We start from the raw sequence: 12377 nt of genomic DNA, 5'->3' as shown, positions 1-12377 counted from the left end.
GTTACCGCTCTCCCGACCGCGCTTCGTAGGTTACCACCACCTGTACCGCGACCGTCACCGGGCCGGATTCCACCTCCGTCTTCCCGCCAGCATCCGCAACTGTCGTCGCCCGAGTCTCGACTGGAACGAACGACGAGTCCACTGTCGAGACGGTTCTGACGCCCGTGACCGTCAGATTCTCAGCTCCGGCGATGCTCTCTGCGTCGGTTCGTGCGCTCTGCATCGCTCGCTGGAGTGCGCGCGCTCGCAGTTCGTCGCGCCGGGCCTCCGAGAGCGTGAACGCCACTCCATCGACCTCGTTCGCACCGTTTTTCACCGCCGTGTCGATGACGCTCCCCACGCGATCGGTGTCGTTCAACGTGATCTCGAACGTGTGAATCCCCCGAAAGTCTGCCGGGGCACCTTCTTCGTCGCGGTCTTGGCGAATATCGAATGCGACGGTTCGAATCTGCTCGTCGCTGACGTCGATCTGGCGGAGTGCCTCCCGCAGCCGCGAGACGTTCTTGGCGAGTCGCGTTCGAACCATCTCGGCATCGTCTCCAGACTGGACGACTGCGACTCGTAAGAGCGCTTGGTCCGGTTCTGCCTCGGCTTCTCCGACTGCCGAGACGCGAATCGTGGTGGTCGCCGTATTCACCGTGTTCTCGGTCGTCGTTTCGTTCTCTGCTTGTGTCACACCACCGGCAGTCCCCCCTCCTACGGAAGCGAGCAGGACAGCAACCCCCAGTGCTGCGATGAGTGCGAGTCGCATGGCGACAGAAGTACACCGCCGAGTGACAAATAGCTCAGGCTGAAACTTCGTCAGTCTCGACGTACCGAACCTGCACCCAGACTTCTTGCCCAGTTCGGCGCTCGATCCGATTCTGTAGCTGACTCGCGAGTCTGGGATAGCGGCTGTCCGCCGGTCGCCCTACGGTTACGACGACTCTGTCAGGTTGTCTGAACGGGAGGCTGCGAGCGTATGTGCTTTGTCCCATCGGGAGACCACTTCGATACTGAACCTGAACGTCGATCCGCTCTGCTTGCTGGTACTGAGATTCGGAGAGGACGTTCCCGACCGCACGATTGGTCTGTTCCTCGAACTGAGCACTCTGGTAGGACGAGTACGTGACACCTCCGAGGAAGAGGGAGAGCACGGCGATAGCGAAGACGAGAATACCGATTCTGCGGTACATCTCGGTCTGCGAACGCTCCAATTTGAACCAGCTTTTCGGTTGATAGCCCATGTACTGGAGCGTCACGATGGCCGAGAGGTTGATAGACAGGACGTTCACCAACACGAGAACGCCAGCAGCGAGCGCGATGGTCGGTTGTCCCCACGCGATGCCGATACCGACTGCTGCGGCGGGCGGGATGAGTGCCGCCGCAATCATGACGCCGACGAGCGCGACCGACACGCCTGCCGCGAGGCTGACGACCCCAGCCGACCCGGCACCGAGGGCAACGATGAGCGAGAGGAAATCGGGCGTCAGTCGCCCGCTTATCTGCGAGATCGACGTTACATCGGTGTTCGGCGGGAAGAGGTAGAGATACCGGACGACGAGAGCGAAGATGGTCGAGCTGATGATAGCGATGACGCCACCGAGCACCTGTAGTTTCACGCCGCGACGAAACAGATCCTGATCGTTGAGGACGGTGCCGACACCTGCCGAGAGCGCAGGGCCGACCAACGGTGCGATGACCATCGAACCGACGACGACGGCAGGCGAATCGATGAGCAGTCCTGCCGTCGCAACGACAGCACTCACGACAGTCATGAAGACGAACGTCCGAAACCGGGGGGACAGCTCTCGCGCCTGCATGAGGATCTCGTCGCGGGCGATACGGTCGCCACCGTTCTCCGCGTCGTATCGCTTCGACAGTTCCTCGAACTCGCGGGAAGTGTCGGTTTCGGCGTCGATGATGATGGCGTGTGCGTCGTCGCTCAATCCCGCCTCGTAGAGTTTGTCGATGACGGACTGTACCGCGTTCTGCGGGAGGGGGAACGTCGCAATCGCGGTGTACTTTCGACTGCCCGTTTCGTCGGTGAGAAAGTAGTCGACACCCTCGGCTTCGAGCGCCTGAACGACGGCTTTGCGCTTGCCCGTCGGGATAGAAACCTGTACAAGTCGCACGTTTTACGGTGGGAGGTGGAGTGTGATATAATCGCTGGGTCGAAGAACGATACGGTGGACCGCGAAGCACGTCGGTTAAGCGTCGGCGATGGTAAGCGACGGTATGTTCGAGAATCGGCCAAACCGGAGCGCAGAGATCGTGTTCGTCGGACGGTCCAACGTCGGCAAATCCACACTGATGCGCGAACTGACGGGCCACCGCTTCGAGACTGGCGGAAAGCCCGGTGTCACGCGCAAACCGAACCACTTCGATTGGTCGAGCGAGGATTTCATGCTCAGCGACCTGCCGGGGTTCGGGTTCATGTCCGGCGTTCCCGAAGAGCGGCGTGAACAGATCAAGACCGATATCGTCCAGTACGTCGAAGAACACGCGGACGACATCCTCCTCGGCATTCTCGTCGTGGACGGCAAGAGCGTCGTCGATATCATCGACCGCTACTCCGGCGAGGACGAGATTCCACACGACGTGGAGATGTTCTACTTCCTCCAGGACGTGGGCATCCCGGTCGTCGTCGCGGTGAACAAGATGGACAAGGTGGACGACAAAGACGAGCGACTGGACGACCTCTGTGACCGCCTCGGCCTGCATCCACCGTGGCGGCAGTGGCAGGACACCATCGCCCCCATCAGCGCGAAACGCGGGAACATCGAGTCGCTGAACGAGGCCGTCAAGACCCACCTGCACGAGGAGAAGCGTGACGACCTGCTGAAGTTCTTCTCGTAGAGTGGGTGTTTGCGGTTCTCGTTCGTTTCTCTCGGGCATCGACGGTTCTGGTCGCTCGATCGTTTATAAATGTTCGTGCGACGAGTAGGTCACAGTAACCCCCGTTGCCCCGCTCACGCCGGTTCGACCACTCCCGATTCTTCGAACCAGATAACCCTTTCAGTCCACCAGGATGTAGAAGGGATGGACAGGGGCGCTTTCGTGACAGAGCGGTGTGGTCGCCCAGCGGTTGATCGGCCTTTCGTCGCGGTGTCGCGTGCGAGCAACGCGCGCGAGGGACGCCCACAGGGAGAAGGCTGGGGAAGGACGAGATGCGGTGACTGTTGCGTGGCGGTTACGTCGTCTGGGTATCCTCGTGAGTGACGATGGAGCGGGCGAAGGTTCGTCGTACTAAAATGTACTGGAATATACTGAAATGTACTACTCGACGGAACCGTCGAGACGCGAACGACGAACGAACGACCCGAACTTTATCCCGGAAAACGACCCACTTCTGAGCATGGAACGCTACGACGCCCTCTATCGCCTCTACGACGAGTTCGATACGAAGACCCTCAGAGCGTATCAGGACTTCGTGAACCTCTTTCCGCCGGTCGATTCGCGGGTCGCACTGGAACACTGGCAATCGGTCAGCGAAGAACTCGACACCAAGAAAGACGAGATTCGCGGGGGGTTCGAGGCAGGCGAGACCTACGCCGACATCGCCGCGCACGCCACGCGCGACCAGTCGTTTACCGCGCTCGACCTCTACTCGAAGTACGGACGGGCGGTGAACGCGCTGGTGTTGGACGTGGACGAGACCCTCCGCTCTGCGGGCGGGACGGACAACGAGATTCCCCGTGAGACGCTCCACCTACTCACCGAATTCCACGAGAAGGGCGTCCCTATCGTCGTCTGCACCGGACAAACTCTGGAGAACGTCAAGGGATTCGCCATCCAGGGACTCGGCAACGAGATCGTCCACTCCGGGAACCTGAGTATCGTCTACGAAGCAGGAACAGGAGTGTTCACGCCCGGCCACGGCGCGGAGACGAAGCGCCTGCTCTACGAGGAGTTGGACGACGAGATCCGCACGGTCTTCGATACGGTTCGCTCGCAGGTGCTCTCGGCCGCCCCCGACGAACTCCGGCGATGCACCCATCTCCAGGGCAACGAGTTCAACGTCACGATGAAGCCGAACTTCGAGACGGGAAGCACGCGGGCGGTCGAGGTTATCGACGACGCACTGGTCTACCTGCTCGACCTGCTCGGCGAGACGGTGGCCGACGACGGAAGCGACTGGGCGCGCGCCTACTACGCCGATAGCGACCCCGAGATTCGCGGCGTGCTGGAAGAACACGGCGAGACCCCCGACCACGACGTTGCGGAGATTCCGGCGGACGTGCAGGACACCTTCGAGCGGATCGACGTGGCCTACTACGAGGGAGACGCCGCCGAGATCGGCAGCCGAGAGTTGAACAAGGTGGTCGGCGTGGAGGCTGCACTGGCGGTACTCGGCGTCGACGACCCTTTCACGCTGGTGATGGGCGACAGCAAGAGCGACCTGCGCGTGATGCGATGGGTAGCGGAGAACGACACCGGCATCGCCGCCGCCCCCGAGCACTCCTCCCGCGACGTGTTAGACCACGTCGTCCGCACCGACGAACTCATCTTCGACCGCGGGAAGGCAAGCGACGTACTTCGGACGGTGTACGCACTGAATCGGCTGGCGCGACTGGGGTAGAATGACGCGCCTCGGGTGGGATGGCACGACCGGGTAGCACCTGTCGTCGCACGATTCGAACTGCCTTGCCATCGCAACCAAAGCGACCTTTCGCCCGACCGCCGAACCGGCAGGTGTGCAACAATGCCCAGTCTGCGGAACTGATCTCTACGAGAACCGCGAATCGGAGTTCGTCACCCGCCATATCGGTCAACAGTACCGGTTCTGCTCGGAAGACCATCGAGAGCAGTTCGAACGTGCGCCGGGCGAGCACGCTACCGGTTAGCCGTACCGGTAGACGAAACCGGCGACCGAAAGCGGGACGGTGGCGAGCCAGAGAAAAAGACGGACGGCGAGCAGTTGCACCGACGAGAGCGGGTCGGATATCCACGAGTCCTGGACGACGTAGTATCGTCCATCGTGACGGACGATACGGTGCTGACCGTCGACTTCGTGGGACGAGACCGCGTGACCGCCCTCGATAGCCTTCTGTATCGATTTATCGTGTCCCGAGACTGACGGAAGCGGTGAGTATGCGATATCCGAGAGGACAGCCGTTTTGGACACCCTTCGAGACGAGAGATACACCGTTCCGTTCTGCTCCTGGACGGTCGGTTCGAAGTATCCATCACGGGTAGCGACGTACTGATAATCCGCGTACAACTCCGTGTCTTCAGCGTTGAGGGCTATCGGTTCGTTCCTCGCTTGCAGTTCGATTCCACAGGTGCGGGATTTCTCGAGGATACACCGACGAACGGACGGATGTGCATCGATGTAGTGGCGTGCATTCGATTCGTTCAACTCGACGGCCCGATACTCGTACCGCGGTTCGTCGGCGTGCGGAAACAGCCAGAGCGTGTTCGCGGCGAACGCGAGTGCCAGCGCGAAACAGAGCAGGCCCACGAGTCGCCTGTTCACGAGAACACCTCTCGTCCGGGAACCATGCCGACAGAATTGCCAGTAACCGTTATATGTTTTATGATGGTCAAGAAGGGAAGGAAACGAGGTGGGAGGGAGAATCGAGGTGAGAGAAAGAACCGAGAAATCCGAAGGCCTGCTCAGGCGTTCGGCTGGACGCGCACAGTGTCGCCCGCTTCGAGCGGACTACGAACCGAGAGCGGTTCCACGTCGTGGTCGGATTCGCGGAGAACCTTGGTGTCCGAACGGAGGCCGAGACCGTCGACGATTCCGGCGCGAACCTGTGGGCCGTACTGCTCGCCGAGTTTGTTCACGACGTCTTCGACCGTCGCCTCCTCGGGGACTGCAACACGGGCGTCGCGGGTTCCAGTTCGCGCGACCAGCGTGCCAGAGAGTTTGACTGTGACGTTCATACTCGTACGTACGAAGCAGGGGAACAAAAAGTTTACTCACTATTGAAAAAGTCCTGCTGTGGGCAAAACTGCTTATTGGTTCGAACCACGACCATCCCACCATGGCGCACGCACCCGAACCGGGTTCGGACGACCCGCTCTCGCTCCACGGGGTCATCCCACCCACGATAACGGCGTTCCACGAGGACGAATCGGTCGACTACGAATCAACGGCTGCCCACGCAAAATTCGTCGTCGAAGGCGGCGCACACGGCGTCTTTCCCCTCGGGACGAACGGGGAGTTTCCACTCCTGACGGGCGAAGAACGCCAAGGTGTGGTCGAAGCGGTCACCGACGCCGTCAGCGACGTCCCCGTCATCGCGGGTGTGGGTGCACCTAGCACGCGCGAGACCGTCGCCCACGCCGAACACGCCGAATCGGTGGGCGCGGATGGCATCGTCGTCGTCACGCCGTACTACTTCCCGCTCGACCACGACGCCGCCGTCACCCACTATCGGCGCGTCTGCGATGCGGTCGACCTGCCGGTGTACGTCTACCACATCCCGAGCAAGACCGGTAACGCGCTGTCGCTCGACACCCTCGGCGACCTCGCCGCCATCCCGAATCTCGCGGGACTCAAGGATTCGAGCAAGGACGTTCCGTGGCTCGCGCAGGCCATCGCCACCTATCCCGAACTCACCTTCCTCGCGGGGTCCGACTCCCTGCTCTTCCCCGGACTGGAGATCGGTTGTACCGGCATGGTCAGCGCGGTCGCAAACGCCTTTCCGGAACTGGTCGTCGACCTCTACGACGCCTACGACGCTGGCGACGAAGAGCACGCCCAGGAACTCCAGAGCGAGGTGTTCGCGGTGCGAGATGCCCTCAAAGGTGGTTCGTACATGGCTGGCGTGAAGAGCGCCCTCGATCTGCGGGACATCGACTTCTCACCTGGCCCGCTCCGGAGCCCTCTCCGAAAGATGAACGACGCAGACCGTGCGGCGCTCGAATCCGACCTTCGAGCACTCGATCTACTCTAAATTTTCTCGGTGACGTGTCGTTCGTTGGCGATAGCATATAACAGGGAGGACGGCGTGCATGAGCGCATGGAGGTTTCGCGCGCTCTTGCGGTCGTCCTCGTGGTCATCTGCGTTCTCGGTGGTATCGCTCCCACTGCAACTGCACGCCCGACCGCCCCGACTATCGATTCCTGCACGACGATCACGGAACCCGGACACTACGTCCTCGGAAGCGACATCCACAACGGGAAGACGCGAATCTCGACCGGTTGTGTCGTCGTTCAAGCCGACGACGTCGTGCTCGACGGTCGCGGGCACACGCTCGACGGATTCGGCGTCAGCGATACGAGCGGTATCCTCGTCGAAAACGCCTCCGACGTAACCGTCAGGAACGTCCACGTGAAAGACTGGAATCGCGGTATCGCGGTCAGAGATTCGAACGACGTAACGATACAGGGCGTACGGGCTTCGCGGAACGCCATCGGCATCGACGTTCGGAACTCGAACGCTCGACTGGTCGGCAACACCGTGACGAAGGATCTGCAGGGCATCGTCCTCGCCGATCCGTGGGACGACGACCTCCAGAACAACGATATCCAGAACAACCACGCGCTCGACGTTCACGCACCCATCTCGGTCGTCGACGTATTCGGCTTCCGACTCACGCTCGGTCCGCCGCTCGACCCCGACGGGGACGGTCGCTACGAGGACGTGACCGGCAACGGCCACACCGGATTGTGGGATGCGGTAGCGTTCCCGGTCGTCGTGGTGACGGACAGCCTCGGGATCGGAGACGTTCCAGCAGAACAGCAAAGAGCCCTCGATTTCGACGGTGACGGTGCACTCGACCACGGCGACGTGTTGTCCTACGCGGGACTCACGAACACGGCCTGATGTCGCCCGCCACCGAATTCACGAACGCCGCTCGATCTCTTTTGCCCACGCTGGCCACTCTTGGCGCTCCTCTCCATCGAAATCGGCGTGGCCGGACATCGATTTGATGGCACTGGCGTCGTCGGTGCTCCAGACTGCCCCATCCTCGTGGAAGACGCCGTTCAGGACACCGCGCCTGCGCTGCACGAGCGCGTACGCGGGTTGGAGCATAAGTGACCAGAAGAAGTTCCCGACGCCAGCGTCGCGGATGACTGGCGCGAGCGATGCGTAGTTCGGACTCGCCTGTTCCGGTGAGATATCTGCATTGCCCCAACCGAAGTTGGCGACCCGTTGCCACTCGGTCAGCCAGACGGGCATGCTGATACTCTGCTGGAGTTCGACCGCCTGTTGGAGCAGATTACGGTAGATGCCCCGCGAGTCCGGATAGTTGTAGTGAAACTGCACCACGTCGATTCCCCAATCGACGTAGTCGGCGACGTTCGCCAGACTCGTCGAACCGACCGTCAGCGGGACGCTTCCACGGTTCTCGCGGATGACGCGGAACATCTCTCGGGCGAACCGCTTCTTCCACGATTTCCATCCCGGTTCGTTCATCACTTCGATGGCGAGCAGCCGTTCGTCGTCCCCGTAGCGATCCATCACCCACCGGGAGAACCGCCTTGGGGCATCCCACTGATCTCGGTTCTTCATCACGTCCTCGCTCGGCGAGAAGACGCCCGTGGCCGTCCACGGGTCGGTATTGTGGAGGTTCTTCTCCGTCGGCTTGCGCCCCACACCCTCGAAGATGCCCAGTAGAACGTCGATTCCGTGTGACTCCGCCGTCGAGAGGAAGTGGTCTATCGACCGTTGGAGTCCCTCCGGGTCTTCGAGCCACGCCTCGTAACTGAGCCACGTTCGGAGGGCGTTCAGATTCAGGCGGGACGCAAAGCCCATATCGCGCTCCGTGACACCTCGCTCGTAGGTGTGCCACATCTGGAAGAAGTTGAACGCACGCGCTGGAATGTACATCGCACCCCGGACATCGACCGGCGGGTCTTCGGCGAACGCCGTACAGCCAGCGAGCGGAACAGCAGAAGCGACACCTGCGGCGAGAAACCTTCGTCTCGTGCACCGACCGTCCATAGCGTCGCTAACGACGCCGACCTACCTCAAACTGATGGCACGCTCGAATTGGTACTTGCGAAAGACGTTTTATTTCCGCAGAATATTTCGAAAATCTCAAATCAACCGTTCGCAACTGTCTGCAACGTCTTAGGCTGCATCTGGGAAAAGTGAATGATTCTCTCATTTTATATCAAACACCCATTTGGCTGGAACCGTGACGCGAAAGACGAATCGAAGACAGTTCATGCGGCTCACTGGCGGTGCAGCACTTCTCGGAATCGCAGGCACTGCGAGTGCGAATCACACGACGAGCGACCCCGTTTCTGGCGCACCGGTACCCAACGACCCCGGTCAGTTCACGTACGCGACGATGGGTGCTGGCGACAACCCAACCGCGACGCTCTACGGGAACTTCAAATGCCCGTACACGAAGGATTTCGTCCTCAACAATCTCGAAGACGTGATCGAGAAGTTCGTCGAACCCGGACGCCTCGACCTTCGATACCGGGCATTGGCATACGAACCACCAGGTCAGTCTTCACACGGCTCTTCGTACTACTACATCTCGGACAGCGACCCGCGAATCTCGGAGTGTGCGATGGGTGCGTGGAACGCCGAACCGAACGAGTACTGGGCATTCTTCCGCGATATGTTCGAAGATCTGGTGTCCGGCACCGTCACCTACGAGGACATGCGGACACGAATGGCCCAGTCCGATCTCGAAGAACGAGACACGGCCATCGCGTGGGCGAAAGACGGCCGGTACGAAGATCCCGTGTATCAGACGCGCTACGCCGCTGGCGACGACGGTGTGACGTTCACACCGACGTTCGAACTGAACGGCGAGACGACAGCACCACACCACGACACTCAGGATCTTCTGAACTGGATCGAGAATCACCTGCCCGAAAACAGTACCAGTAGCGTTGTAGGTGAATCCGGGTCGGTGTCGGCCCAACAGGGCGGCGAAGACGAGTGGTTCGGTGTCAGTCTCTCGAAATCGTACGACTCGCCGACGGTCATCGCCAAATCGCTGACGTACAACGGAAGTCATCCGACGCACGTTCGGCTGAAGAACGTCGGCAGCGACCACTTCGCCTACCAGCTCGAAGAGTGGGATTACAAAGACGGCTGGCACGCGAAAGAGCGATTGGGATACGCGGTTCTCGAATCCGGCACGCACTCGCTCGATGGCCTGAACGCAGAGGCGGGCCAGATGACGACCGACAACACCTTCCAGTCGATCAGCTTCGACCAGTCGTTCTCCTCGACACCGGTCGTCTTCAGTCAGCCCCAGACGTACAACGGCTCCCACGCAGTGGTGACACGCCACCGAAGCGTCTCGTCGAACGGGATGGACGTCCGACTGCAAGAACAGGACAGCTACGGCTGGCACGCGAACGAATCGGTGGGTTATCTCGCCGTCGAACCGGGGCGCGGTACGCTCGATGGGGCAGCGTTCGAAGCGGGCCGGACACCGGACACGGTCACCGAAGACTGGCACTGGGTCTCGTTCGACCGATCGTACACCGACCCGCAGTTCGTGGCAGACATCCAGACGTACCACGGGAAGGATACGGCAGAGATCCGCTATCGGAATCTCTCGTCGTCGGGCGTCGAGGTTCGCATCGAGGAAGAGCGGAGTGACGATAGCGAGGTCAACCACACGACCGAGTCTGTCGGCTACCTCGTGACCGAAGGCGCGTAACCTCCACAGTGCCAATTTGTAGACAATTCTCCGAATCGAGAGCGTCTTAGACACTGCTTAATCGTCCCCTGAACCGGTGATTCAACGCGGGCGTGCAGTTGAACATTCGTCGGTGTACAGAACGGAACGGTCTGCCTATCCCACCGTGCTACTCGTTAACTGGTCAATAGTAAGGGGGAGGGAAATCGAAGGGTTTGACGAGATGCCTGACCAGCAGACCGCACCCCGGGTCGTTGGCTACTATCGCCGCGGTCGGTACGAGCTTCGAACGGAAGATTCCATCCACGCGTGGATCAGTGCGGAAAAACCGGTAGACGTTCTCCAGTAAGTGGAGTACCACGTTCGCGCCCCCTTGTAAGAACAGTCGCTACCAGTCGAACTTTTACTACGGACAGAGTAGTCGGAAGCATGGGACGCGAGTACGCGACACTGCACGACCCCAATGCAGAGTACACGATGCGTGACCTTTCAGCCGAGACGATGGGTGTCACGGGCGAACGAAGCGGCGTACGCGACATCGAGATAACGGACGTACAGACGACAATGGTGGACGGGAACTTCCCGTGGACGCTCGTCCGCATCTACACCGACGCCGGAATCGTCGGGACGGGCGAAGCCTACTGGGGCGCAGGTGTCCCCGAACTCATCGAGCGGATGAAGCCGTTCCTCGTCGGCGAGAACCCGCTGGACATCGACCGCCTGTTCGAACATCTCGTCCAGAAGATGTCGGGCGAAGGCTCCATTGAGGGTGTCACGGTGACGGCCATCTCGGGGATCGACGTCGCCCTCCACGACCTCGCGGGCAAAGTTCTCGACGTACCTGCCTACCAACTGCTCGGGGGGAAGTACCGAGACGAAATTCGGGTGTACTGCGATTGCCACGCCGGAGAGGAGGCAGACCCCGAGTCGAATGCCGATGAAGCAGAGCGCGTGGTCGAAGAGTTGGGCTACGACGCCCTGAAGTTCGACCTCGACGTTCCATCGGGTCACGAGAAAGACCGGGCGAACCGCCATCTCCGGAATCCGGAGATCGAGCACAAGGTCGAGATCGTAGAAGCGGTCACCGAACGCGTCGGCGACCGCGCAGACGTGTCGTTCGACTGCCACTGGACGTTCTCCGCCGGGAGCGCGAAGCGACTGGCCCACCAACTCGAAGACTACGACGTGTGGTGGCTCGAAGACCCGGTTCCGCCGGAGAATCACGACGTTCAGCGCGAAGTGACCGAGAACACGACGACGCCCATCGCGGCAGGCGAGAACGTCTACCGCAAGCACGGCCATCGAAGACTCCTCGAAAAGCAGGCCGTGGACATCATCGCGCCCGACATGCCCAAGGTCGGCGGCATGCGCGAAACGCGGAAGATCGCCGACCTCGCGGACACCTACTACATCCCGGTCGCCATGCACAACGTCGCCTCCCCCGTCGCCACGATGGGGAGCGCTCACGTCGGCACCGCCATCCCGAACGCGCTGGCGGTGGAGTACCACTCCTACCAACTCGGCTGGTGGGAAGACCTCGTCGAGGAGACCGTCATCGAAGAGGGTTACATCGAGATTCCCGAAAAGCCGGGACTCGGTGTGACGCTCGATATGGATGTCGTGGCGGAGCATATGGTCGAAGGTGAGGAGTTGTTCGACGAAGCGTGAACTTCGTCAACCTATGAAATTTCGAATCTTCTAATTAGAGAGGGTGATACGACGATTCAAACGTTTTCTTCGAATCGCGTATTCCACACGACAAACAGAAAATATCCATCGTCTACCCTCGCCTCTTACCCCATCGATAGACGAATTACGCATCCGTA

Annotated in this window: 13 protein-coding genes; 8 read left to right on the top strand and 5 right to left on the bottom strand. The window is 60.6% G+C overall.

Features of this window, described 5'->3' with window-relative positions; genetic code table 11:
• Position 1: 1 nt before the first annotated feature.
• Both ACR3FE_RS05285 and ACR3FE_RS05280 read right to left on the bottom strand, forming a co-directional pair.
• Entirely contained in the window at positions 2 to 751 is a 750-nt protein-coding gene (locus ACR3FE_RS05285; RefSeq protein ID WP_458206045.1) for an SIMPL domain-containing protein, read from the bottom strand.
• 34 nt (positions 752 to 785) lie between these two features.
• Positions 786 to 2114 (bottom strand): TIGR00341 family protein, encoded by a 1329-nt coding sequence (locus tag ACR3FE_RS05280; RefSeq protein WP_458206044.1) that lies wholly within the window; start codon positions 2112 to 2114, stop codon positions 786 to 788.
• A gap of 103 nt (positions 2115 to 2217) precedes the next feature.
• On the opposite strand from ACR3FE_RS05280, the gene engB reads away from it, so the two are divergent.
• The 3 genes from engB (at position 2218) to ACR3FE_RS05265 (ending at position 4826) form a co-directional block, all read left to right on the top strand.
• A complete protein-coding gene (engB, locus tag ACR3FE_RS05275) occupies positions 2218 to 2838 on the top strand; it encodes a GTP-binding protein EngB (RefSeq protein ID WP_458206043.1) in 621 nt (206 codons plus the stop codon).
• A gap of 499 nt (positions 2839 to 3337) precedes the next feature.
• Complete coding sequence (locus ACR3FE_RS05270; protein ID WP_458206042.1) at positions 3338 to 4561, top strand: HAD family hydrolase; 1224 nt, start codon at positions 3338 to 3340, stop codon at positions 4559 to 4561.
• A 115-nt stretch (positions 4562 to 4676) separates the two neighbouring features.
• Positions 4677 to 4826: a TRASH domain-containing protein gene (locus tag ACR3FE_RS05265; RefSeq protein WP_458206041.1), complete on the top strand. Its 150-nt coding sequence runs from the start codon at positions 4677 to 4679 to the stop codon at positions 4824 to 4826.
• Here the strand turns inward: ACR3FE_RS05265 and ACR3FE_RS05260 are convergent.
• Positions 4823 to 5458 (bottom strand): hypothetical protein, encoded by a 636-nt coding sequence (locus ACR3FE_RS05260; RefSeq protein WP_458206040.1) that lies wholly within the window; start codon positions 5456 to 5458, stop codon positions 4823 to 4825. The two genes, ACR3FE_RS05265 and ACR3FE_RS05260, sit on opposite strands and share 4 nt — an antisense overlap.
• Before the next feature lie 140 nt (positions 5459 to 5598).
• Complete coding sequence (locus ACR3FE_RS05255; RefSeq protein ID WP_458206039.1) at positions 5599 to 5871, bottom strand: MoaD/ThiS family protein; 273 nt, start codon at positions 5869 to 5871, stop codon at positions 5599 to 5601.
• A gap of 101 nt (positions 5872 to 5972) precedes the next feature.
• Here ACR3FE_RS05255 and ACR3FE_RS05250 point away from each other — a divergent pair, with 101 nt between their 5' ends.
• Together ACR3FE_RS05250 and ACR3FE_RS05245 are read left to right on the top strand one after the other, a co-directional pair.
• Positions 5973 to 6887: a dihydrodipicolinate synthase family protein gene (locus ACR3FE_RS05250; RefSeq protein WP_458206038.1), complete on the top strand. Its 915-nt coding sequence runs from the start codon at positions 5973 to 5975 to the stop codon at positions 6885 to 6887.
• 66 nt (positions 6888 to 6953) lie between these two features.
• Positions 6954 to 7760: a NosD domain-containing protein gene (locus ACR3FE_RS05245; protein WP_458206037.1), complete on the top strand. Its 807-nt coding sequence runs from the start codon at positions 6954 to 6956 to the stop codon at positions 7758 to 7760.
• Between the two features lie 18 nt (positions 7761 to 7778).
• Here the strand turns inward: ACR3FE_RS05245 and ACR3FE_RS05240 are convergent, their stop codons facing one another.
• Positions 7779 to 8882, bottom strand: coding sequence for a cellulase family glycosylhydrolase (locus ACR3FE_RS05240; RefSeq protein WP_458206036.1), 1104 nt, complete (start codon positions 8880 to 8882; stop codon positions 7779 to 7781).
• 226 nt (positions 8883 to 9108) lie between these two features.
• Here ACR3FE_RS05240 and ACR3FE_RS05235 point away from each other — a divergent pair, with 226 nt between their 5' ends.
• From ACR3FE_RS05235 to ACR3FE_RS05225, 3 genes are all read left to right on the top strand, one after another.
• Entirely contained in the window at positions 9109 to 10572 is a 1464-nt protein-coding gene (locus ACR3FE_RS05235; protein WP_458206035.1) for a thioredoxin domain-containing protein, read from the top strand.
• 202 nt (positions 10573 to 10774) lie between these two features.
• Positions 10775 to 10900 carry a hypothetical protein gene (locus tag ACR3FE_RS05230; protein WP_458206034.1) on the top strand — a complete coding sequence of 42 codons (126 nt, stop codon included), beginning with the start codon at positions 10775 to 10777 and terminating at the stop codon, positions 10898 to 10900.
• An 80-nt stretch (positions 10901 to 10980) separates the two neighbouring features.
• A complete protein-coding gene (locus ACR3FE_RS05225; RefSeq protein ID WP_458206033.1) occupies positions 10981 to 12219 on the top strand; it encodes a mandelate racemase/muconate lactonizing enzyme family protein in 1239 nt (412 codons plus the stop codon).
• Positions 12220 to 12377 lie beyond the last annotated feature (158 nt).

The organism is Haladaptatus rarus (genome assembly GCF_054177585.1).
The sequence above is the reverse complement of the archived record's forward strand: the minus strand, read 5'-3'. Positions and strand labels throughout refer to the sequence as shown.